We start from the raw sequence: 22,896 nt of genomic DNA on the forward strand, positions 1-22,896 counted from the left end.
CCACGCTCAACTCCCTCATCTAGGGAGTGTCAAGGATCAGCCGAAACCACTGTCAACAATCAGCCGAAACACCGTCAGGCATCACCCGAAACCAAACCGTCAAACATCAGCCGACTTCATACAATCCGAGGTCAACTAACAGTGGCTCAACGATCGACTGAACTCCCTTTAAAAATTCGAGCGTCATTCGGCTCCACCGGCACTGCGCGGGTCTTCTTCATTGTCGGGATTTGCGTCGTGACTCGCGCCAGAATCTTTCCGGCCTGAGAGCGTCGCACGCGCTGCATCGATATGTATCTCGAACAAGGCCTCAAGCCATGACATTCCGGTCGGCCGACTAAGATGGCAGGGGCGACTAGCGAGGGGCCTTGCGGCTGCCTGCGGCGAGATCACCGCATCAAGAACGTATAGTAGTTGCCAACTGATTCCAGAGCTTTGGCCGTCAGGGCTGGATGGCGATCACGGAGCGTTGATTCAACGAAATCGCCAGCCTCATTCAATGAAAGCCGACTCCAGTCAGGCTCTATCTGCATTGCTTCCCGCAACAACTCCTTGACCTGAGCCAATGCATCCGAGCTCGCTTGCCCATAGTACTTGACAAATTCCTCCTGATTACTCCCCGGGTATCGCTTTAGATATAGCTCGATTGCCTCGCTCAGATCGAAATCTTCGCTACGTGTCATCTGATGATCACTTACCTCTCTCGAAGATCGTAATTGATTGCCCTGTGTCTGGGTCGATTTGCAGAATACGGGTTATTTCGGGATTCTCCATCAGCCGGGGTATCTCAACGGTTTGCCATATGTTTCCTGGGCGCAAATTAGTACCAATGATGGCCGTGACCTCGCCGTGTGCGTTCTCTGCGTAAGCCGCAGAAGCGTCTTCCCAGAATTGCACCGAAACAGGGTCATGACGGTTCCACACGGGTAGCGGATCAACACCATTAGCCTCGAGTGCCATTTCCAGGGTTACCCCTCCGGAGCCATGCGCTATCAACTCCGCAATCCCAGAATCGTCTGGACCGACTCCGATACCGTCGGAGTTTCTGCCGGACCAGTAGTAGGCCTGGTTCGGGTCCGTCGACGTAATCTTCTGCAGCTCTTCGTAAGACGGCAAACTTCCAGCGAGATAATGACCTTCACTATCGACGGGGTAAGGGCTACCACCGTGATTGCTGTCGGCAGACGCGTTCTCATTCGACGAATGATTGTGATCGCTAACATCGAGCGGGATGTGATCATCGCCCGTCGGTGGCGGCGGGCCCGAAGACCCGTGCCCGCCAGAAAGAAGAGGATCCGGAACGCCCCCCGGCATCGGCCCCGTCTGCGCGTGACTTTCGGCTGACACCGGCGTGTGATCGGCAGCCACCGGCATCGGTGCGGGATTCGGGCTCGGTCCCGCAGATTGCGGGAGCTCAGCTGCCGCTGACGCGTGGCCCACAGTCACGGGCACCTCTGAATGTGAGGGCGGTACCGCTGAATCAGCCGGATGGCCAGCCAGACTAACGATCTGTGCGGGCTCCGAAGACGGATGGCCGGCAGAGCCGGCAGAAGCTGGTCCCCCTACTGAGCCAGAAGGATGCCCAATGCTGGGCGGCGAAAACCCCGTTGGACCTGAGGGGTCGACGAAGTTGGTAGCCGCACCATCCTCGAGTCCCGCCGACATTGGCTCCGCACGCAGAGGCGTATCGAGCGGACTCAGTGAGGAGTGCACATTCGGCAGCAAAGAGTCGGTCGAGCCCGCGCCGGGTAAGTCGCGCCCGACTCCCGATAGCGCGTCTAGAGTTCCGGCTTCACCTAGCCCTGCCCTCAAGCCCACGGTCTCAGGCCCGAACATCATCGCCGGCGCGTTGAATGCGACGTCGGCACTCTTTTCACCCAAGTAGTAGGCCAGGCTTGGCGATTCGACCGCATGCTTCAACTCGTCCACCGCAGCACCCATCGGGTTCTGGGCAGCCTCGAGGGTGCCTTTCAACATCTGCGTCCACGCCTCCACGACGCCAGGTGCGCCGGGCCCGCCTTGCCCGAACAGATTCTTCACGCCCTGTTCGCTGGCAAACCAGCGATCCCCGAACGCCTCACCGAATCCTGGGGGCGGTGGTCGCGGCCCTTCTGGGGCGACGTAGTTCGGCGCCCCGGCATCCAACCACTGCTGGGTCTGCCCGACGACAGCATCGAGCCTGGCCTCGATCTGATCGGGCGGCACGCCGTCGTTGATCATCGTCTGGCGCGCCATCGCTTTGAAACTCTCGATCTCGGCCGGCTTCAACGGCGGAGGGGGAATGCCTCTTGTCCCGGGCGGGATTCGACTCAGCAGCTCGAGCGGATCTCCGGACGGCCCCCCAGCGCCGACCGGCTCACCGCGTCCAAGCAACATGTCTTGCAGCGACGGCGTAGCGCCGCCATGCGCTTCGCCCGGAATAGGCGGCCCTTTGGCTGGGTCTCCACCGGTTTGCGGGCGCGCAGGACCGGCCGGTAAAAGCATGTCTTGCAACGTCTTTGGCTGACCCGCACCCAAAAGAGACGGCGTCACGCCAACCGGGGTCTCGCCAACGGCACTGCGGATCGCGGCAGCGAGCTCCTGGTCGGCGCTGTGCGCGTGTAGTTTGCAAACGTCGAGCACCGCCTGCAGTTGTTGTTGCGCCAGCAATTTGGCGTTTTCGAGCTTGGCGCCGCCAGTGTCGATCCGCCAGTCCGAGGCGATGGTGAATCCACACTCGTGGACCGACTGCTCGATTCCATCCAGCTCGGATTTGACCGCTCGCACGTCGGCCTCGGCCCGCGACACCGCCGCGGCGACCTGCCTGGACTCGTGGCCGTCTGCTTCGATATCGTGACGCGTCTTGCCGAGATCGGCGCGAAAAGCGTCGCCGGAATCCCCGTGCCATTCACTGAGGTTGAGGTGCACCTGCTGCAGGTTGTCGCCGAGCGTCTGCAAGCTGGACGCGCGATTGGTAGCGGTCTGGAACACGCCGTGGATCGCTTCGGGGTCCCAACGTTTGACGTCGGCCGGAGTCAGCGGCGCCACGAACTACCTACTCCCCCACCGACCTGACCGCTAGAGTCGCGTTGTCCTCGTTGGCGACAAAGCGAGTCATTGCGTCGCCGACATGCGATCCCAGCCTGCCGACCTGCAACTTGTGATGACCATGGCGGGCTTCCCAGCGCGCCGACAATTCGGCGAGCGCCTGCTGCGAAGATCCGATCCACCCTGAGGCGGCTTCGGCCAAACCGTCCTCATGGCCGACGAAGCGCAACGACGCCTCGCCCACCGAATCCAGCAGGTCGTTGCTGCTGTTGTGCAGCGCGACGGGATCGACTTTCACCTCGTCGGCCATGACGATCGCTCCTGTTCACCGGGCTTGCGCGCCGAAGCATAACCCGAAGTGCGGGGGTGCGCCCTTCACCTTTTAGGCAGGCAGACGCTGCGGGACTCAGGGTCGGCGAAGCGTGACAATCGTGACGTCGTCATGGGCGTCACCCCAGTCCATCACTTCCCGGATCCGGGAGGCGGGCGCGTCACCTGGGCGGGTAAGAGTCTCCTTGAGCCGGTTGATTCCATCGTCGATCGCCTCGCCGCGGCGTTCGACCAGACCGTCGGAGTACATGACCAGCCGGTGTCCCGGCTCAATGGTGAAGGTGCTGGCCGCATAGCTCACGTGCTTGAGACCGATCGGCGGTGAAAGCTGTATGGGCGCTTGAAAAGCCGTCACTGCGTTCGTCAGGTACGGGATCAGGTGGCCCGCGCAGGCGGCCTCGGCCTCCCCGGTGGCGAGATCGATGCGTGCGATGACGACTGTGGCGAACGCACGCGGCATCAGGTGCTCACAGAAGTCGTTCAGCTCCTTCAGCGCCACTGCTGGGCTGGTGCCCACGAACAGTTGCGCGCGCAGGGCATTACGCAACTGCGCCATGGTTCCCGCGGCGGTAATGCCATGTCCGGCAACATCACCCAAAACCACCACCAGTCGGCCGTCACGCAACTCGAACGCGTCGTACCAGTCGCCGCCGACGCGCCCGCCGGCCGCGGGCTCGTAGTGCGCCGACAGCTGCCAATTCTCAAGTGTGGGAATCGAATCGGGCAACAGGCTGAGCTGCATCGTCTCGGCCATTCGTAGCGCACCACGAGTGCGGCGATACAGCGACTCGACCAGATGACGGCGCAGCGCCTCGGCCGACTCAGCCTCGGTCAACGTCCAGGGTTCGCTGCGTTCCCGCACGACCTCGCGCCACAGCTCGAACGACTTGCGCGGGCTTATCCGAACCTCGTCGCCCTCGCTGACGGCGATGGCCTTGTTATGCGGATCGCCACCCCAGTCCACTGATCGCTCGACCTCGCGCCGAAACCAGATGGCGTACTGCCCGTCGGGCAGGTTCAGCGCGAATGCTCCCGCAGCCACGTGCGGGTCGAAGCTCGGCGCAGGTATGTCCCTGGCGAGAAAGTCGGTACTTGCGATCTCCTCCCCGGCGCCGCGCGCCCATTCCGCGACCGCGGCCACCGCCTCCGGGGGCGGGACCATTCCGCGGACCCGGGTGTCGCCGTCGATGCTGATCACGACGCCATCCGCGGGAACGAGATCCAGTAGGTCGGGCGCCCCCAACAAAGCTGACGCAATCGATTCGTCCTCGCCCATCGTGGCGGACGTGAGCTTGGCCAACACCGCCTGCGATGCCAGTCGCTTGTGCAGTTGATCGTCTTCGAACTGATCGACCAGACGCAGCGACAGGGTTGATCCGAGAAACTCGGCCGCCGCCCGGGTGCCGAATGGCGGTAGGTGCGGACCCGCGTAGTGATGACACGCGATGAGTCCCCACAGCCGGCCGCGTCGCAACAGCGAAATCGACATCGATGCGTGCACGCCCATGTTCTGCAGGTATTCGATGTGAATCGGTGACACGCTGCGCAGCGTGGCGTACGTCAGATCCAGCGCCTCGCCGGTGTCCGGGTCGACGGGCGGCATCAGCGGAATCGGCGTGTAATTGACGTCCGATATGAGCCGGATCCAGTTCTTTTCGTAGAGCGCGCGCGCCTGCGCGGGAATGTCGGTGGATGGGTAGTGCAGGCCGAGGAATGAGTTCAGGTCGTCACGCTTCGACTCGGCGACAACCTCACCGTTGTAGTGATCGTCGTAGCGATAGACCATGACGCGGTCGAATCCGGTGAGGTCGCGGACTGCGCGGGCAGTGGTGTCGTACAACTCCTTCAGCGTGGACGCCTGGTTCAGTTCCTCCACCGAGCTCCGAACCGCCTGGTAGGTATTCGGGAACGAGAACGGCCGCTCACCGTAAGCGATTTCGAGCTCGACGAGAAGTATGCCGTCCGGCTCACGACGCAGGATCGCATCGAAGGGACGCACGTCTCCGGCGACCTCGATCTGGCATTCGAGGGGATTGCGCTGGCGGAGCTCGCCGAACGTGGACGCGGCCTGTTGAATGCGCGCGGCCTGCGCAACACCGATCAGTGCCGCCAGGTGCCGTCCGAGGACGTCGTCGACGGAGCGGCCGAGGAGCTCGAGGGCGTTGGCGCTGACCTGCCGAATCTCAAAACTGGGCTCGCGCAACACCACCAGCACACCCCGCGGCTGGATGCTGCCGGGAATGTGGATCGGCTCCCGCGCGCAATTGTCCAGATCGATCGGCGTGCCCACCGGGACGAACCCGTCGGGCGGCTGACCGTCCGGCGGGAATGAGTCACCGCTCACGCGAACTGCTCTCCGCGAATTGGTCGCTGAGTTCATCGAGCACGGCCTGGTTCTGAGCAAAAGCGACCTTCACCTCGCCCAGCATCATCTCGACCTGCCCGGCTTCGAGCGTCAGGGAGTTGAGGCGAGCCCGGTACTCGTCTTTGTACTGCTTGGGCCGCACCGGGAAATCGTAGAACGCCAGACCCGCGCCGCCGAGGTTGAACACGCGATCCAGGCTGCGACCAATGGCTTGGCCGCCGGAAAGATCGCCCAGATAGCGGGTGTAGTGGTGGGCCAACAGCGCGACGCCGTGGTTGAGGCCTTTCAGCCGACACCGATACGAGTCGGCGGCCGGCGAATCGAGAGGTGCCGACGACCCGTCGGCCCAGTAATCGAGGTCACAGTCGATAGCTGACAGACGTTCGAGCGCGGGGTCGTAGAAAGTCGCGATCACAGGGTCGTGACGATGCTTGCGAACCGATTCCTCGAGCGCGGCATAGATCGTGCGCATCCTGACCAGGTATGCGAGATAGGCCCCTCGCCCGAGGCGGCCTTCCAGAAGGTCACTGATGAACGGCGAACGTTCGGCGGCGTCGTGCTCTTTCTGGGAGGCGGCCCGCATCGCGGCCGATAACTGCCAGGCGGCTGTGGGAACAGCAGCAGCATTCATCCACATGCTCCACGGGTAGAGACTCACGGTGACGGACAAGGGTGAGGGGCGCCGATCCCGCCAGTGTGTCAGACATCCGATCGCGGCTCACCAGCCAGGTCGCCTCCCTCGGTGCCAATTCGGCGACCGCCGTCAGGGTCACCGCCACTTCCCGCCGACGCCTTCCTTGATCCGATTCGAGTCTTTTTCGTTAGGAATGTTTAGCCCAACTGTAATCAAGGGAATTACATACGTGTGATTTACCGTTACACCCCCTGAGGCGTCCAGCCACGAGTCGAAAAGGACATCGGATATGAACACGATCCTCTACTTCAGCCCCGAGGGCGCCGTTTACGAAACCCGCGCCTACAGCAACGCCGATATTGTCGCGCTGGTTCACGATTACGGGCTGGAAAGCCTGAGCAGTGCCGATCGCCAGTTCGATTACTGGTTCACCCCATCGACTCGGCGTTGCCGGCGCAAAATCAACCGCAGCGCAACCGAAATGCTTCTTGCGACCACAGATTTCACGGCGAAGACCGTCCCACTGCTGTACGGCGCGGTGGTCGTTGCGACTCACGATTCGGTCGGAGATCTCGATGGACTGAGCTGGAAGCAGCTTGACCTGCTCAGCAAGCGTGCCGCGACCCTGACGCGACGCGACGACCGGCTGCTCAACCGGCGGATCAAGCGGGAAACGCAGCGCCTGGCAAACCTGGCTACAGCAAACGTCGTGACCGGTCGTTACGTCGAACAGCGCATCGTGACCGGCAACTGACCCAACGGAGACGTAAGCGTCCGACAATGCCGCCACGGTCCGTACCGTGAGGCCATGGATGAGCGATCACTCCAGGCGGTCAGCCGTCGCCGGCTGTTCCGGCTCGCGGGGAGCATTGCCGTCGGGTCGGCTGTGGGAGCGTGTTCGAGCTCGGCAACCCCGACCACCCGCGTTCGGCAGACGGGCACCGAATCGGCGCTGCTGTTCTGCCGGGAGGCGTGGGGCGCGCGACCTGCGCGGCCTGGCGGAAAGCATCACACCATTACCCGCCTGACCCTGCATCACGAGGCGGTTGTGCTGGGCGACAACCGAAATGCGCCGGAGCGGCTGCGCAAAGACCAGCAGTATCACCAAAACCAAAAGGGCTGGATCGACATCGCCTACCACGTCGCTGTCGACCGCAACGGCAACCTTTACGAATTACGCAGCACTGAATTGGCCGGCGACACGGCAACCGATTACGACACGACCGGCCATTTCCTGGTGCTCTGCGAAGGAGATTTCGATCGGGAGGCAGTATCGGAAGCCCAACTTCGCGGAACGGCGTTGGCGTTTGCCTGGGCCGCCCAGAATTTTCGCGTCAAAACCGAGACGTTGGCAGGTCACCGGGACTTCGCGCAGACGTCCTGTCCTGGCGCAAATCTGTACGCTCACCTGTCATCCGGCGACCTCAAGCACCGCATCGACACCCTGCTGTCGGCCGGTGGAGTGAAACTCGAGCGGTTCTGCGGACCCGCCGCGGCCACGCGAGTCGCGGCCATCGAAGCCGGTAACTAGGCCGCCGTCACCGTCTCGAGCGATGCGCTTTCGAGGGCTCGCAGGCCAGGCCATCGCCGTCGAAATCCAACTCCGGCTGATAGGCCGGGTCGGTGTACGGAATGCTCGATCGGCCGTCGGCGCGGGCCTGGTCGCAGTCCTGGTAAGGCGGGTCGGCTGACGCTGCCGAGGAGGCACTGACCTCCGCTCCGAACAGCAATGTCAGGCAGACACACGCGGTGTGCAGCGCCCGGATCGTGACCACCTGGCCATTTTAGGCAATCAGCGCGCCACGAGTGCGCGTTTGCCCGCTGACGTGATCCCTACGACGATTACTCATTTGCCTCTGTCGTCGCAGACCCACTTGCTATTGGAATCTAGTCCAATAGACTCGGCGATTTTCGCACATTACGCCCTGACCTGCCGATACGCTCCACGCACCCAATTTCTCAATCGAAGGGCGGGCCCATGGCACAGAACAACTCGATCATCGGAGACCTCAGCCGCCGACGGTTCATTGCAACCTCCGCGGCAGTCAGCGCCAGTCTGGCATTAGCAGGAACTGGATCCTGGCCCGCATTCGCCGACCCGGCAAACGACAATTGCGGCGGCAAGGATGACAACGTTTCGCTGTGGAAGGACGTCAAGGACGCCACCCCGGCAGCGCCCCATCCCAATACCAAGGTCGACTACCCGTTGAATCCAAAGAACCCCCAGCCCAAAGACGGCTACGCGGTTCACACCGGTGGTCCCGAGTTCGCCGAGTGGGATTGGTTGGTACTGCCTCTAGTGCGAGCGACCGGTATCGAGTGCCACAAATGCTGGACACCCGACGAAATGCTCAACCTCTGGCCGTGGGCCGCAAATTGGGCCAACGATTCGGCCAGCCATCTGGCCGGACAGGACTGGGTGCTGGCCATCAATTCCGGCAACACCCATAAGGTCCCGCAGCTGCACATCCACGTCACCAAATTCGAGCACAACATCCGGACCGCGCTCACCGCAGCGGCCAAGACGTCGAAACCCGCGACCACCGCCGCCGACTGGTCGAACCACACCGTCGCAGTGGACGACAAGCTCTACCGGTGGCTGCAGCGAAAATCGATTGATCATCAGTTATTCGCCGACGTGCGCAATTACGTGGCCAAAAGCGACAAGGCCATGGTCGATCAAATCATCGCCGTCGTCCAGGTCGATCCGACGAATCCGGGCGCCGGCTACTACGTCCTCAACAGCGACAAGGCGTTGAGCGCTCATAAGCCGTTCGGCGTCGACTACGTCGAGAACCTCTTGTATCGCAAGCACTAGGCGGGCCCGAAGACAAGGGAAATCCCTGTATCGCCGGACCAACCGCCGCCCTAGCGTCACGTGTAGAACCCCGGGGCTCTCGGGTGTCGCGAAGGAGATGGAAATGATCGGTGCACGCCGCTTGATGACTTCGGCCGCGGTCCTCGTCTGTGCTGCCATCGGGGCGGCCGGTCCAGCGGCGGCCGCACCGCCAGCCGACGGCGACTACGTCGGAACCGTCACCGAAAGCAGTGACCCCGGCCAAGCCCGCGTGGGCAACACCACGAACATGCACCTGTCGTCCTGCGGTGACGGATGCATCCACCTGCAGGGTCGGGGCTGGACCGCCGACACCCACCCGGAGGGCCCGGTGTGGAGCGGGCCCACGTCCGGCGGCGACCACGTCTGGTTCGACGAGAACACTCTCGCCGGCGGCATGGACTGGAGCAACGGCGTCCACCTGAAGACCCAGATGAAGCGCGTATGAGACCGGCGAGGGCGAGGGCTGTTTGCAGGAATGAGCCTCCTAGCTGAAATCAGGCCGATAGGGTCGTGCTGTCGTCGCGGACAGACTGATGGAGGCGCTATGACCTATCGGGTGATCGTGGTAGGCACGGACGGCTCGGAGTCGTCGTTTCGCGCGGTTGACCGCGCGGGCGCGATCGCGGGACAAGACTCGGCGAAGCTGGTGATTGCGAGCGCGCACACCGACACCTCGGAAAAGGGTGGATGGTCACGACCCCCGTCCCCCGATCGGGTGGCCGACGGCAGGGCCGCGGACAGCCTCGGCGATTCGGGTTACCGGATGCACGGAAGCGCGCCCGTCTACGCCATCCTTCAAGATGCCCGCCTACGCGCGAAGGCCGCGGGTGCCAACAACATTGAAGAGCGCTCGATTGTGGGAGCGCCGGTGAATGCGTTGCTGAAGCTGGCCGACGAGGTGGAGGCGGACTTGCTCGTCGTCGGCAACTTGGGTCTGGGCACTGTCGCCGGACGCCTGTTGGGCTCGGTACCCGACACCGTTGCGCGCAAGGCGAAGGTCGACATTTTGATCGTCCACACCATCGATTAGCGCCGGACGGTCGTCCTACCAATTGCTGGGCGCGTAGTCCTTCAGGAAACAGCCGTACAGGTCTTCGCCGGATTCTCCGCGAACGATGGGGTCATAGACCCGAGCGGCGCCATCGACCAGATCCAGCGGGGCGTGAAAGCCCTCCTCGGCGAGGCGAAGCTTCGTCGGGTGTGGACGCTCGTCGGTGATCCAGCCCGTGTCGACCGCGGTCATCAGAATGCCGTCCTGCTCCAGCATCTCGCCGGCGCTGGTCCGGGTGAGCATGTTGAGCGCTGCCTTGGCCATGTTGGTGTGCGGGTGCCCGGGGCCCTTGTAGCCGCGGCTGAACTGGCCTTCCATCGCCGAGACGTTGACGATGTATTTGCGCCGCGAGGGCGACGACGCCATCGCCGGGCGCAGACGGCTCACCAGGATGAACGGCGCCGTCTGGTTGCACAGCTGGACTTCGAGCAACTCCATCGCGTCGACCTCGTGCACGCGTTGGGTCCAGCTGTTGATCGATGCGGTGTCGGGCAGCAGACCGCCCGCGTCGATCGCGATGCCCGCGGCGATCCGGTCGGGTGACGCGCTTCGCGCGGCGAGCGCCAATTCGGTTAGCGCATGCGGAGTTTGATGCTGCGCAAGACTTCCGGCGAGCGCCGCAGGATGGGCGTCGCTGACCCGGTCGAATGTGATGACGTCGACGAGCTCAGGAGCCGGCGTCCGCTCAGCGTCGACAAGGGCCGCGTAGGAGCCGGGAGCGCGGCGCACGGTCTGAGCCGCGTTGTTGATCAGGATGTCCAGTGGACCTTGCGCGGCCACGGTATCCGCGAGCGCGACGACCTGAGCTGGGTCGCGCAGGTCGATGCCCACTACGCGCAGCCGGTGCAGCCAATCACTGCTGTCGGGCATCGAGGCGAAGCGGCGAACCGCGTCGTTCGGAAAGCGGGTGGTGATGGTCGTGTGCGCGCCGTCGCGGAGCAGACGCAGCGCGATGTACATGCCGATCTTCGCGCGGCCACCTGTGAGCAACGCCCGGCGACCGGTCAGGTCGGTGCGGGCGTCGCGCTTGGCGCGGCTGAGCGTGGCGCAATCCGGACACAGTTGGTGGTAGAAGGCGTCGACGACGGTGTGATGGTTTTTGCAGATGTAGCACGCCCGCGATCGGAGCAGAGTTCCTGCGCTGGCCCCGACCGCGGTGGACACCAGCGGCAGACCTGCGGTTTCGTCGTCGATGCGGCCCGGGGCGCCGGTGGCGGTGGCGGCGATGACGGCGCGGTCGGCGGCCGCCACCGCGTCGCGCTTGGCGTGCCTGCGAGCCTTCTTGACCGACTTGAACACGCGGGCGGTAGCGCGACGCACGGCCACCGCGTCGGGATGCTCAGGCGGCAACGCCTCGATATCGGCTAGCACCTGAAGGCAAATATCGAGCTTGCCTGGGTCGATCGCAGTCACGGTGGAAGGGTACGGCCTCGCGACCTCGGCCGGCAGCAACAGGCAGACCTCATGCGCCCCCGACGGCATCACGACATCGCAGGGTCAATCGTGAACACCTGCACCGCGGCCGACTTGCCCTTCAATGTGTGGGATCCCCGGTCGATGAGGCCAGGTGGCCGAAGCGCCAATGCATCGACGCAGGATTGGCTGAGTAGAACCGTGTCGCCGGTGGACTTTGTGAGCTGCTCCAGGCGGGCGGCGACGTTGACGGCGTCACCGATCAGCGTGAACTCGAGTTTGCCTCCGCCGCCGATCGTGCCTGCGATGACGACGCCGGTGTTGATCCCGACACCGATCCGGATCGCGCCGCCGAACTGCTCTTCCACCCGCCGAAGAATCAGACCAGCGGCGGACACCGCTTGGTCAGCATGATTCGCCAGATCGTTCGGCGCGCCGAATACAGCCAATGCCCCATCGCCAAGAAATTTGTTGACGTGACCACCGGCATCGACGACAGCGGGCACGACAATCTCAAACAGAGCGTTGAGGCGGGCAACGGTGTCCTCGGCGGTGTTCGCCTCGGCGAACGGAGTGAAATCGCGAATGTCGATGAACATCACGGTGACCTCGCGACGCTCGCCGGTGAACACGTCGTCGCCCTGCTCGAGTAACCGCGACGCGAGCGCAGGGTCGACGTAGGTCCCGAAGGCGCCTTGAAGCCGTTGGCGCTCAGCCAAACCCGTCTGCATCCGGTTGAAAGACCCGGCCAGCACACCCAAGTCGTCGTCTTGAACCACCGGCAGAGGTTGGTTGTAGTCACCGAGCGCAACACGTTCGGCGCCGGCAGCGAGGTCGCGTATGGGTTTGAGAGATTGAGAGAAACCGAGCCCGACAGTGACAGGCACCGCAAAAACGATCGTCAAGAGACCACCGATCACCACAGACACGAAAGGCGCATCGCTGACTGAATGGAAAGCGGTCGCAAGCATCGCGCCGGCGACGCCGTACCCCAGCGCCACGGCGATCATGGCCAGGTTCGAGCGTGCGGCGAAGGTTGGGCGGGACCGCGGCAGCGTGTCGCCGATTCCGGAGTCACCGATCAAGGCGATACGAACAGGTCGCAGCGTCCCCTCGACAATGCTGCGGTAAGCAATCAGTTGCACAGCTGCGCCGATGAGCGCGCCCCGAAATCCGTACTGGGTCAACCGCGCCCAGGGAGCCCCGGCGATCGCTCCGATACCGACAGAAAGCACAGCAGCCCAGACGGCGGTTACCCACACCACTAGGGACGATGCGGTGCGCGCATAGGTATAGGTCGCCTCCAGAGCCGGCTGAGGATCTACGTCTTGGCCCGCTCCCCACCGCTTCACCAGCACGGCCCAACGAAGACTAGGAAGAATCATCACCCACGCCAGCACAACGACCGCGGCGACAGTGGCAGCCGTCGCGGTGGAGTAACGGCTGGACTTTTCGAAGGCGATTATTGGCAGCGTCACCATGGTCGAGTAGATCGGCAGCGAAACGAATATGACGGCCGCGCAGAGCCACCATATGTAGTACCTCGGCCCGTACCGGTCCCACGCCCACTGCCAAATGCGGTCCATGTCGGGAGATTAGAGGGAGATAATCCGCAACAGATCAAAAGGGACGCATCTCTTTAAGCGACCAACCTTGATTGAAAGGTAAGGCCCGGCGACCTCGGTCCGACGCCCAACATGCGGGCGTTCACGCCCCCAGAGTCGGGCCGATCGTCCGGCGGGAACCCCAATCGCGCTGGAGAAAGCACTCACAATCATCCGTACTATGGGTAATTGGTTGGGGTTCATGGCATCCGAAAGGAACGTACGGTCCAGGAAAACGGGGATGGCGATACCGCTGCAAAGCATCGAAACACCGGACGAACTGTCGGCGCTACCGCTCAAGTCGATGGTGCGCGAGTTTCGCCAGCGCCGTCCGTCCGCCGCCGACAATGGCGGCGTCTGGGAACGACGACGGTCGGGCTGGAATCAGATCTCGGGATCCACCAGTCACCCGCCGCCCGAAGCACCTGCGCTCCCGGTCCGTCTGCTGTGGCATCCGAAGTGGCGCGAACTGCTGAGCTGACTGGCCAACGCTCAGCACAGATTTCGAATGCCGTTGAGTTCTCCCAACCCGTTGCTATCTTCGCAGGCACAATGTCTCGGATGGCAAATGTGATGGGGTCGGCGGTGGCCGCGGGCTGCTTTGCGTTGGCCGCGTGTTCGCCGTCCCCGCCATTGCACCCACCTGCCGCGACGCCGAGCCAGTCGGCACGGCAGCCGTTGGTCGCCCCGTCGGCCGCGCCCAGCGCCACACCGGCTCCGAGCAACTCCGTCGCTCACTACTCGACCGCCCCATGCCTCGGGTTGTCGATCTGCCCAACGCCACCTCCGGACGCCGAAGGCAACCCGGCCTGCTCCTATCGCAATGGCTGGGATGCGGACCCGTCAGGGTCTGGGGTCGATGTCAATTATTTCCCCGAACCGGCCACCGCAGCCAACGGCGAGCAGGTGACCGTCGACGTGCGCTTGAAGGACGGCAACGTCGCGTCTCAGATCGCGGCCATCGAACCGGGCCAAACGTTCCATCACATTCATTTCCCCGGCATCGAGAAATCCGCGGTGCAAGAGGTCTTGCTCGCCAACGATGCGGGACGGTGCTTTGTCATCGGGCCGGACGGGGTCTGAGCTCTCCACCAACGAATTTTGGGTGATTTCTGAGACTTAGGCCGGAGTAAGATGTGAGTTTCTCAGGTACATTTCGCGGACCGATGGTAAGGGGATCAGGAAATGGGTCAACGTGTTCGTTCGTGGGCGGGAGTCATCGGCGCCGTCGGTGTCGGTGTTCTGGGCGCGATGTTCCTCAGCAGTCCGACGGCTTTCGCCACTGACGACCCGCTCCCCACGCCGTCGCTGTTGGATTTCGGGCCACCCGGCTCGATGGGCGACCCGACGACGACGATCGAGTCGTCGTCGATTCCTTACGTTTACAACTTCTACGAGCAGATCCTGCCCTACACCATCTCAGACGGGGCCACCGTTTCTGGGGCCTACGACACCAAAGACACCAGTGGGGTCATCGGTTTGCTCCCGCTCATCGCGTTCAGCTCCGATTCGCAGGTAGTCACCGACAGCACAGGAAACGCGCCTGCTGTCGGAACCGAGTGGAACGGAATCGCTCTCGGATCAGCAGCGCTGCCTGGTCCCGCACAATTGGCCTTCGTCGATAACTCGATGACGAGCCCGGACGGGACCTCGGCCAATATCGTTGAGTTCTTCGGCCAGTTCGGCAACTATTTTTCCACCGGGCCGACCGGCACGATCGATGAGCTGGACTTCTTCAACACATGGTTGCCCATCATCGACACTCCCGCCGCAACCGCAATGTCAGCAGATCTCGCCGACCTCGGCGGGCTAGCCGACCTCAGCGGTATCTCGATCTGACGTCAATCGCAGGTTGGTTCTGGAAAACCTCAATTTCGTTCTCCTACAACCTATTTGAGGGCACTACGGTTCGAGCAATGCGGTGTCGGTTACCGCACCTGGATCAGCGCAGAGGTCGGCTCGATCAGCCGGGTCGCGGAGGGGTTGGCGGCGTCGGAACTCGCCGGCGGCACACTGCTCCCAGCACCGGACGACTGGCCGGCCGAACAGGGTGGTCGAGGCGATGACCGAGACGTCGAGCACGAACGGTCTCGACGAAGTAACACACTGACGTGTTGACGCAAAAAGAAAACTGGCCAGAGCTTCTGGCCCTGACCAGCTTCTTTTAGGTGGAGCTGCCGGGAATCGAACCCGGGTCCTACGGCATTCCCTCAAGACTTCTCCGTGCGCAGTCCGCTATGTCTCTACTCGGATCTCTCGGTCACGCGAACAAGCCGAGATGACGATCCCAGTCGCTGTTTGATGTCCCCACGGGTCCCGCGACCGAACCCGTAGGTTTGTCCCTCTAGCTGATGCCAGGGTCCGGGCCGAGGGCGCTCCCGGTCTGACAGACACGCAGTCGCTTAGGCAGCGAGTGCGTAGTCGCGCTGATGTGAATCGGCGCTTATATGGTTGCAGCGACGCTTACGGTGGTCTCTTGCCTGCACCGGCACGCTTCCCTTGATTCGATGCGCGAAGTCGAAACCGTTCAGCCCCTCGCACCCCTGCCGAATTCCGGCAAGACAACTCATAGTACGCGCTTTTCAACCGCAGATCAGGCCGCGTTCATCCCTGATCGGGTAACGAATTCGTAGATCACTCAGGCGGCGATCATTCCCACCGACACGGCGGCCAACAACATGCCGAACGCCTGCCAGCGGGTGAGCCGCTCACGCAGCACAATGATCGCCAGGACGACGGTCGTCGCCGGATACAGCGAGATCAAGATGCTGGCCAGCGACAGCATCCACTTCTGAATTGCCAGCAACATGCTGACGTTGGCACAGGTGTCGAGCAACGCCGCCAGCAGCGCCAGCCGCAACGGCGTTCGGGACGGCAAGGCGAGATTCTTGCTGGCCGCCGCCACCGTGACCACCAGGACAGTGGCTGCGGCGCGGGCGAAGAACAGCGGCCACATCCGGCATGCCACCGGGGCCTCGTGCAGCAGCACAAAGTCCAACCCGAAGGCCACACCCGAGCCAATCGTCAGCCAGGCGACCTTGCTGGTGAATTTGTGGGTGCGAACGTCGTCGTCGTCGGGCGACTCGCGGCTGACCATGATCACCGCGAGCATCGCCAACACAACGCCCGCCGACGCGCCGGCACCGGGTCGCTCACCGATTGCCACGCCGACCGCGACGGGCACCGCAGCGTTGAGCACCGCGGCCAGCGGCGAGACCACCGAGATTGGCCCGGCGCTCACCGCGGCGTAAAACCAATAGACCCCGATCGCCTGGCTGATTCCGTAGAGCGAACCCCACAGCACCGCCCCGGGGTGGATGGGGCCACCGGAGGTAACTGCGAGCACCCCCAGCAACAACGTTGCGAGCGGGTAGGTCACCAACATGACGCGCAGCCCAGCCGCCCGGCGGGACGCTACACCGCCGACAAAGTCACTGACGCCGTAGCTGACTGCAGAGAGCTGGGCGTAGGCGGCCCCGATCAGCTCATGCCCTTGGATCGCCGGCCCAATTCGCGAATCACTTCGCGCTGGGCGTCACGCTTGGCCATGTCCTGCCGCTTGTCGTGGGCTTGCTTACCGCGCGCTAATGCAAGCTCCACCTTGACTTTTCCTTCGAAAAAATACAGCGACAACGGAACGAGCGCGAGGTTACCATCCTTGATTTTGCCGATGAGTACATCGATTTGGCGCCTGTGGAGAAGTAGCTTCCGGTTTCTCCGCGGCGCATGGTTGGTCCAGCTGCCGTGGTGATACTCCGGAATGTGCAGGTTGCGAAGCCAAACCTCGCCGTCGTCGACGGTGGCGAACGCGTCGGCCAACGACGCTTTACCTTCCCGCAAACTTTTAACTTCAGTGCCGACTAAAACTATCCCGGTCTCGTAGACGTCCAAGATCGAGTAGTTGTGCCGAGCTTTGCGGTTGGTCGCCAGGATCTGACGAGCCGGCGCAGATTTGTTCGGCGTCTTGGCCACCACTACCGCCGTACGTACAGGCGCAACGTCGCGTACGACGTCACTCCGGCCATCGCGACGCCGACCAGCAGCAGCAACGGCGAGATGTAGAGGATGTCCGCGTAGTCGACCTTGGCGATCAGATGGGCTTGATAGAACTGGCTGAGCGCGCTGTCGAGGAACAGTGCGCGCACGACGATCAGCCCGACGATGGCGATGAGCACACCGAACAACGCCGCGACCGTCGCCTCGACCAGGAATGGCAGCTGGGTGTACCAGCGGGTGGCGCCAACCAGTCGCATGATGCTCACCTCGGTGCGCCGCGTATAGGCAGCCACCTGAACCATGTTGGCAATCAGCAGAATTGCACCGATCGCCTGAACCAGCGCGACGGCGAACGCGGCGTTGGACAGCCCGTCGAGCACAGCGAAGAGCCGGTCGATCAGCTCCTTCTGGTTGAGCAGGTGGTCGACACCGGGCTGGCCTTGCAAAGCCGCGTCGAATTCGGCGTGCTGCTCGGGATTCTCCAACTTGACGATGAAGGAGGCCGGGAAGGCGTCTTTGCTCGCGAGATCCTTGAATTGGGGAATCTTGCGGATCGCGTCGTTGTACGCATCCTGCCGATTGAGGAACCGCACCGACTTGACGTCGTTACGCTTCTCGATTTTCTCGCGCAGCGCTTTGCATTGCGGGCTCTCGCAATTCGCATCGTCGGCCGAGATGTCGTTGGTCAGGAAAACCTGGGTCTCGACCCGATCGAGATAGATGCTCCGCGAGTGGTCGGCCAGCCGGACCACCAGCAGACCGCCGCCGAACAGCCCGATCGAAATGGCGGTCGTCAGGATCATCGCGACGGTCATCGTCACGTTGCGACGAAAGCCGGTGAGGACCTCGTTGAACAGAAAGCTGAAACGCACTTATCGGTCCATCCCGTAGACACCGCGCTGCTCGTCGCGAACCAGCCTGCCCAGAGACAGTTCCACGACGCGCTGACGCATCGAGTCGACGATGTGGTGGTCGTGCGTGGCCATCAGAACCGTGGTCCCGGTGCGGTTGATTCGTTCGAGCAAATCCATGATGTCGTTGCTGGTCTCGGGGTCGAGGTTGCCGGTGGGCTCGTCGGCCAGCAAGATCAGCGGCCGGTTGACGAACGCGCGCGCAATGGCCACCCGCTGCTGTTCACCACCGGACAGTTCATGCGGCAGCCGGCTTGCCTTGCCGGACAATCCCACCATCTCGAGTACGTCGGGGGTCACCCGGTTGATCACGTCGGCGCGTTTACCGATGACCTCCAAGGCGAATGCGACATTCTCGAACACGGTTTTCTGTTGCAGCAGCCGGAAGTCCTGGAACACGCAGCCGATCACCTGACGGAGTTTGGGCACATGCCGCCCGGGCAGGGTGTTGACGTGGAATTTCGAGACCCGCACGTCACCTTTGGTCGGGGTCTCGGCGCCCAGGAGCAGTCGCATGAATGTCGACTTGCCCGAGCCCGACGGCCCGATGAGAAAGACGAATTCACCCTTGTCGATCTTGAGATTGACGTTGTCCAGCGCGGGTCGCGCCGAGGACTTGTACAGCTTGGTGACGCTGTCGAGGGTGATCATCACGGGTCGCCAGTCTAACCGCGAACGTCGCATGTCCCGACGACACGGCACCCGGGCGAGCCAGGACGCGTCATCAGGGCACGCCCGGTAAGCCGGGCAGCCCGGGAGCGGGCGCCGGAGCGGGGGTGGTCCCCGGCGGTGCGGGGCTGGGCGTCGTCGGGGGACCGAACGGCGGCGGTAGCTGCGGCAGCGTGAACAGCGGCGGCGGTGTCGTCGTCGTCGGGGAGGTGGTCCGAGGCGGCGTCGTGACAGTCGTCGTCGGCAGCGTGGTGGTTGGAGCCTGATAGGTCGGTGGCGGCTGCACACGGGTTCGCGGCACCCAGGTGTAGTTGGGGTCGGGCACGTAGCCCGGCGGCACGACCTGCGGCGCGACGGGTGGCGGCGGGTGCGGACGGTAGGTGTTGTAGGTCCACCAGGTGGCGAAGAACGCCACGATCAGCACCAGCGTCGACGTACGGATCCGTCCGCCGAAGATGTAGGCGGGCCACCGCTTGTCGGCGTTGCGGGACGGTGTTTCCAGGACGTTGAGTGTCAGCTTCATCAGCGTTGAACCGGCTCGTGGGACTTTTCGTATTCTTTTCGCTCGGCCTCAGCCACCTCGACGCCAGGGCCGTCGACCACACCGACCCTTGCATCGGCAGCGGTCACGATTCCCGCGCGGGCCAGCCCACGGACAACCAGCACGCGCAATTGACGGCCGGCTTCGAACTGCTTGCCGGGCAGGGTGCGGGCGACCATCCGCAACGTGACGGTGTCGACCTGAATGCTCTCCACGCCCATCACGGTGGGCGCGTCCAGCAGGAGGTCTCCGAGAATCGGATTGTCGAGCGCGTTCTCGCATTCGTTGCGCAGCACCTCGCTGACCCGGTTGAGGTCGACACTGGTCGAGACGGGGATGTCCACGACGGCGCGCGCCCAGTCCTTGGACTGGTTGACCGCCTTGATGATCTGACCGTTCGGGACGGTCAGAACCTCACCGTTCGGCGACCGAAGACGGGTCACGCGCAATGTCACGTTCTCCACCGTGCCGCTCGCCTCGGCCGTCGACACGACGGTCAATGTGACGAGATCGCCGAAGCCGTACTGCTTTTCGACGATGATGAAGAAACCGGACAGGATGTCGCGGACCACCTGTTGGGCGCCGAAACCCAGCGCGGCACCGATCACCGTGGCCGGCGCGACCAGACCTGACACCGAAAAGCTCAAGACGCTTGCGATTTGGACGATGCCCCAGATCGCGATCAGGACGATCGACACCCACTGGATCACCGAGGCAACGGCCTGCCGGTGTTTGGAGGACTCCGACCGGACCAGGGCATCGCCCTCGACGAAACGCTCGTCGAGTTGGCGGCTGATCTGGTCGGTCACCCAGGTCACGAAGCGCACCGCCAGCATCGCGACGATCACCAGCATGACCACCCGCAAGCCGCGAGTGATGATCCACTGACCTAGTACGCCGTGCCAGAAGTCGTGCCAGCGTTGCGCTGCGCTCGTCGCTAACAGCGTTGTATTAGTCGTCATCTTTTCTGTTACGCCACCTGATTCCTGCTTCCAGGAATCCGTCGATGTCTCCGTCGAGAACGGCCGCCGGGTTGCCCACCTCGAACTCGGTCCGCAGATCTTTGACCATCTGGTACGGGTGCAGGACGTACGACCGCATCTGGTTTCCCCAGGAGCTGCCGCCGTCACCCTTCAGTGCGTCGAGCTCAGCACGTTCTTCTAAACGCTTGCGTTCCAACAACTTTGCCTGAAGCACCCGCATCGCTGCAACTTTGTTCTGCAGCTGGGACTTCTCGTTCTGGCAAGTGACGACGATACCTGTCGGGATGTGGGTAAGGCGAACCGCGGAGTCGGTGGTGTTCACCGACTGACCGCCCGGACCACTGGAGCGGTACACGTCGACCCGCAGGTCACCCTCGGGAATTTCGATGTGATCGGTGGTTTCCACCACCGGCAGCACCTCGACTTCGGCGAACGATGTCTGACGCCGGTTCTGGTTGTCGAACGGGCTGATTCGCACCAGCCGGTGGGTGCCCTGTTCGACCGAGAGCGTTCCGTACGCATACGGGGCGTGCACGGCGAACGTCGCGCTCTTGATGCCGGCCTCTTCGGCGTAGGACGTGTCGAACACCTCGACGGTGTACTTGTGCTGCTCGGCCCACCGGATGTACATCCGCATCAGCATCTCGGCCCAGTCCGCGGCGTCCACCCCGCCTGCACCGGAGCGGATGTTGAGCAGTGCTTCCCGCTCGTCGTATTCGCCGGACAGCAGCGTCCGCACTTCCATCGCCTCGATATCGGCGTGCAGTGCCTTCAGTTCGGCGTCCGCCTCGGCCTGGGTCTCCGCGCCGCCGGCGCCGGCCTCGGCTGCCAGCTCGTAGAGCACAGGCAGGTCCTCGAGCCGCTGACGCAGACCTTCGACGCGGCGCAACTCACCCTGGGTGTGGGAGAGCTCGCTGGTGACGCGCTGCGCGCGGGCCTGGTCGTCCCACAGGTTGGGATCAGTTGCCTCGTGTTCGAGCTTGTCGATCCGGCTGCGCAGACCGTCGACGTCCAGCACTCGCTCCACCGTGGTCAGCGTGGAGTCGAGTGCTGCGATATCGGCCTGTCGGTCGGGGTCCACGCCTGCTCACGTTACCGGCCGGGCATTCGAAGACAGACGGCACGACTGGCCACGCATCGATTGGGTGGGCGTTTAGCATCGTCGTCTATGCGCCCTTTCCACGTTGCAATCGTCGGGTCGGGTCCCTCGGGATTCTTCGCCGCGGCCTCGCTGCTCAAAGCCGCCGACTCCGACGACCGATTCGACGTCGCCGTCGACATGCTGGAGATGCTCCCCACGCCGTGGGGCCTGGTTCGCTCCGGGGTCGCACCCGACCACCCCAAGATCAAATCGATCAGCAAGCAGTTCGAGAAGACCGCCGAGGACGAGCGGTTCCGGTTCTTCGGCAACGTCGCCATCGGTGAGCATGTCAGCGCGGCCGAGCTGGCCGAGCAGTACGACGCGGTGGTCTACGCGATCGGCGCCCAGGCCGACCGGCCGTTGAACATCCCCGGCGAGGAGTTGCCGGGCAGCGTCGCCGCGGTCGACTTCGTCGGCTGGTACAACGCGCACCCACACTTCGAAGAAATCTCACCCGACCTGTCCGGTGCCCGAGCCGTGGTTGTCGGCAACGGCAACGTCGCGCTGGACGTTGCGCGGATCCTGGTGACCGAGCCGGACGCGCTCGCGGAGACCGATATCGCCGACCACGCGCTCGAGTCATTGCGGCCCCGTGGCGTGGAGGAAGTGATCGTCATCGGTCGCCGTGGTCCGCTGCAGGCCGCCTTCACCACGCTGGAGCTTCGTGAACTGGCGGACCTAGAGAACGTCGACGTGGTGGTCGATCCCGCCGACTTCGAGCACATCACCGAAGAGGACGCCGCAGCCGTCGGCAAGGTGTGCAGGCAGAACATCAAGGTGCTCAAGGGTTACGTCGGCAAAGAGCTGCGGCCGGGTCACCGCCGGATCGTGTTCCGGTTCCAGACGTCACCGATCGAGATCTCCGGCACGGACCGGGTCCAGAAGATCGTGCTGGGCCACAACGAACTCGTCACCGACGACTCCGGACGGGTGACCGCCAAGGACACCGGTGAGCGTGAGGAGGTGCCCGTCCAGCTGGTCGTCCGCTCGGTGGGGTACCGCGGCGTGCCGACCGAGGGCCTGCCGTTCGACGAGAAGAGCGGAACCATCCCGCACAGCGACGGCCGGATCGAGGGCAGCAGTAATCAGTACGTGGTCGGCTGGATCAAACGCGGCCCGTCCGGGGTGATCGGAACCAACAAGAAGGACTCACAAGACACCGTTGACGCGTTGATCGCCGACCTCACCGCGGCGGCGGATCTGGCCGAATTCGGTAGCGACCACGCCGACAAGCTCGCGGAGTGGCTGATCGAACGGCAGCCCAAAGTGGTCACCGACGCGCACTGGAAGGCGATCGACGAACACGAGCGCTCGGCCGGTGAGCCGCACGGCCGGCCGCGGGTCAAGCTGTCGAACCTGGCCAAGTTGCTGCACATCGGCCACGGCTGACCT

General features: G+C 63.5%; 24 protein-coding genes and 1 other RNA gene. 9 read left to right on the forward strand and 16 right to left on the reverse strand.

Annotated elements, in window-relative coordinates:
* Positions 1-389: 389 nt before the first annotated feature.
* The 5 genes from CYU59_RS16090 to CYU59_RS16110 all read right to left on the reverse strand — a co-directional run bounded on the left by CYU59_RS16090 (position 390) and on the right by CYU59_RS16110 (position 6,359).
* Entirely contained in the window at positions 390-683 is a 294-nt protein-coding gene (locus tag CYU59_RS16090; protein WP_292991401.1) for a hypothetical protein, read from the reverse strand.
* Positions 684-690: 7 nt separating this feature from the next.
* Positions 691-3,027, reverse strand: coding sequence for a hypothetical protein (locus CYU59_RS16095; RefSeq protein WP_292991403.1), 2,337 nt, complete (start codon positions 3,025-3,027; stop codon positions 691-693).
* Positions 3,028-3,034: 7 nt separating this feature from the next.
* The gene (locus CYU59_RS16100) at positions 3,035-3,337 is read right to left on the reverse strand and encodes an RNA 2'-phosphotransferase (RefSeq protein WP_292991405.1); all 303 of its coding nucleotides are present in this window, start codon (positions 3,335-3,337) and stop codon (positions 3,035-3,037) included.
* A 96-nt stretch (positions 3,338-3,433) separates the two neighbouring features.
* The gene (locus CYU59_RS16105; protein WP_292991407.1) at positions 3,434-5,701 is read right to left on the reverse strand and encodes a SpoIIE family protein phosphatase; all 2,268 of its coding nucleotides are present in this window, start codon (positions 5,699-5,701) and stop codon (positions 3,434-3,436) included.
* Complete coding sequence (locus CYU59_RS16110) at positions 5,691-6,359, reverse strand: biliverdin-producing heme oxygenase (protein ID WP_292991844.1); 669 nt, start codon at positions 6,357-6,359, stop codon at positions 5,691-5,693. Before CYU59_RS16110 ends, CYU59_RS16105 begins: the two co-directional genes overlap by 11 nt.
* Before the next feature lie 286 nt (positions 6,360-6,645).
* On the opposite strand from CYU59_RS16110, the gene CYU59_RS16115 reads away from it, so the two are divergent.
* Entirely contained in the window at positions 6,646-7,110 is a 465-nt protein-coding gene (locus tag CYU59_RS16115; protein WP_292991409.1) for a hypothetical protein, read from the forward strand.
* Positions 7,111-7,164: 54 nt separating this feature from the next.
* Positions 7,165-7,887: a peptidoglycan recognition family protein gene (locus CYU59_RS16120; protein ID WP_292991411.1), complete on the forward strand. Its 723-nt coding sequence runs from the start codon at positions 7,165-7,167 to the stop codon at positions 7,885-7,887.
* Positions 7,888-7,894: 7 nt separating this feature from the next.
* Here the strand turns inward: CYU59_RS16120 and CYU59_RS16125 are convergent, their stop codons facing one another.
* Positions 7,895-8,131: an excalibur calcium-binding domain-containing protein gene (locus CYU59_RS16125; protein ID WP_292991413.1), complete on the reverse strand. Its 237-nt coding sequence runs from the start codon at positions 8,129-8,131 to the stop codon at positions 7,895-7,897.
* A gap of 203 nt (positions 8,132-8,334) precedes the next feature.
* On the opposite strand from CYU59_RS16125, the gene CYU59_RS16130 reads away from it, so the two are divergent.
* The 3 genes from CYU59_RS16130 to CYU59_RS16140 all read left to right on the forward strand — a co-directional run bounded on the left by CYU59_RS16130 (position 8,335) and on the right by CYU59_RS16140 (position 10,225).
* Entirely contained in the window at positions 8,335-9,174 is an 840-nt protein-coding gene (locus tag CYU59_RS16130) for a CDP-diacylglycerol diphosphatase (protein ID WP_292991415.1), read from the forward strand.
* Between the two features lie 103 nt (positions 9,175-9,277).
* Complete coding sequence (locus tag CYU59_RS16135) at positions 9,278-9,640, forward strand: hypothetical protein (RefSeq protein WP_292991418.1); 363 nt, start codon at positions 9,278-9,280, stop codon at positions 9,638-9,640.
* Positions 9,641-9,739: 99 nt separating this feature from the next.
* Complete coding sequence (locus CYU59_RS16140; protein WP_292991421.1) at positions 9,740-10,225, forward strand: universal stress protein; 486 nt, start codon at positions 9,740-9,742, stop codon at positions 10,223-10,225.
* Positions 10,226-10,240: 15 nt separating this feature from the next.
* Here the strand turns inward: CYU59_RS16140 and CYU59_RS16145 are convergent, their stop codons facing one another.
* Together CYU59_RS16145 and CYU59_RS16150 are read right to left on the reverse strand one after the other, a co-directional pair.
* Complete coding sequence (locus CYU59_RS16145; protein WP_292991423.1) at positions 10,241-11,659, reverse strand: SDR family oxidoreductase; 1,419 nt, start codon at positions 11,657-11,659, stop codon at positions 10,241-10,243.
* Between the two features lie 68 nt (positions 11,660-11,727).
* Positions 11,728-13,245 carry an adenylate/guanylate cyclase domain-containing protein gene (locus CYU59_RS16150; RefSeq protein ID WP_292991425.1) on the reverse strand — a complete coding sequence of 506 codons (1,518 nt, stop codon included), beginning with the start codon at positions 13,243-13,245 and terminating at the stop codon, positions 11,728-11,730.
* A 259-nt stretch (positions 13,246-13,504) separates the two neighbouring features.
* Here CYU59_RS16150 and CYU59_RS16155 point away from each other — a divergent pair, with 259 nt between their 5' ends.
* The 3 genes from CYU59_RS16155 (at position 13,505) to CYU59_RS16165 (ending at position 15,102) form a co-directional block, all read left to right on the forward strand.
* Positions 13,505-13,744, forward strand: a complete 240-nt coding sequence (locus tag CYU59_RS16155) for a hypothetical protein (protein ID WP_292991427.1) — start codon at positions 13,505-13,507, stop codon at positions 13,742-13,744.
* Between the two features lie 80 nt (positions 13,745-13,824).
* Positions 13,825-14,346 carry a hypothetical protein gene (locus tag CYU59_RS16160; protein WP_292991429.1) on the forward strand — a complete coding sequence of 174 codons (522 nt, stop codon included), beginning with the start codon at positions 13,825-13,827 and terminating at the stop codon, positions 14,344-14,346.
* A gap of 102 nt (positions 14,347-14,448) precedes the next feature.
* Positions 14,449-15,102 (forward strand): hypothetical protein, encoded by a 654-nt coding sequence (locus CYU59_RS16165; RefSeq protein ID WP_292991431.1) that lies wholly within the window; start codon positions 14,449-14,451, stop codon positions 15,100-15,102.
* Between the two features lie 327 nt (positions 15,103-15,429).
* Here the strand turns inward: CYU59_RS16165 and ssrA are convergent.
* The 8 genes from ssrA to prfB all read right to left on the reverse strand — a co-directional run bounded on the left by ssrA (position 15,430) and on the right by prfB (position 21,444).
* Positions 15,430-15,798: a transfer-messenger RNA gene (gene ssrA / locus CYU59_RS16170) on the reverse strand.
* Between the two features lie 103 nt (positions 15,799-15,901).
* The gene (locus CYU59_RS16175; protein ID WP_292991433.1) at positions 15,902-16,648 is read right to left on the reverse strand and encodes an EamA family transporter; all 747 of its coding nucleotides are present in this window, start codon (positions 16,646-16,648) and stop codon (positions 15,902-15,904) included.
* A 95-nt stretch (positions 16,649-16,743) separates the two neighbouring features.
* Complete coding sequence (gene smpB / locus CYU59_RS16180; RefSeq protein WP_292991435.1) at positions 16,744-17,235, reverse strand: SsrA-binding protein SmpB; 492 nt, start codon at positions 17,233-17,235, stop codon at positions 16,744-16,746.
* Positions 17,236-17,237: 2 nt separating this feature from the next.
* On the reverse strand, positions 17,238-18,131 hold the full coding sequence (gene ftsX / locus CYU59_RS16185) for a permease-like cell division protein FtsX (RefSeq protein WP_292991438.1): 894 nt from the start codon (positions 18,129-18,131) through the stop codon (positions 17,238-17,240).
* Entirely contained in the window at positions 18,132-18,821 is a 690-nt protein-coding gene (ftsE, locus tag CYU59_RS16190; protein WP_292991846.1) for a cell division ATP-binding protein FtsE, read from the reverse strand. It lies immediately after the preceding gene.
* 73 nt (positions 18,822-18,894) lie between these two features.
* Complete coding sequence (locus CYU59_RS16195; RefSeq protein WP_292991440.1) at positions 18,895-19,362, reverse strand: hypothetical protein; 468 nt, start codon at positions 19,360-19,362, stop codon at positions 18,895-18,897.
* Positions 19,362-20,342, reverse strand: coding sequence for a mechanosensitive ion channel family protein (locus tag CYU59_RS16200; RefSeq protein WP_292991442.1), 981 nt, complete (start codon positions 20,340-20,342; stop codon positions 19,362-19,364). The genes CYU59_RS16195 and CYU59_RS16200 overlap by 1 nt, the downstream gene beginning before the upstream one ends.
* Positions 20,332-21,444 (reverse strand): peptide chain release factor 2, encoded by a 1,113-nt coding sequence (gene prfB, locus CYU59_RS16205; protein WP_292991444.1) that lies wholly within the window; start codon positions 21,442-21,444, stop codon positions 20,332-20,334. Before prfB ends, CYU59_RS16200 begins: the two co-directional genes overlap by 11 nt.
* Before the next feature lie 87 nt (positions 21,445-21,531).
* On the opposite strand from prfB, the gene CYU59_RS16210 reads away from it, so the two are divergent.
* Positions 21,532-22,893, forward strand: coding sequence for an FAD-dependent oxidoreductase (locus CYU59_RS16210; RefSeq protein ID WP_292991446.1), 1,362 nt, complete (start codon positions 21,532-21,534; stop codon positions 22,891-22,893).
* Positions 22,894-22,896: the final 3 nt, after the last annotated feature.

The sequence above is a fragment of the Mycobacterium sp. genome, from assembly GCF_002863225.1.
Taxonomy (GTDB): domain Bacteria; phylum Actinomycetota; class Actinomycetes; order Mycobacteriales; family Mycobacteriaceae; genus Mycobacterium.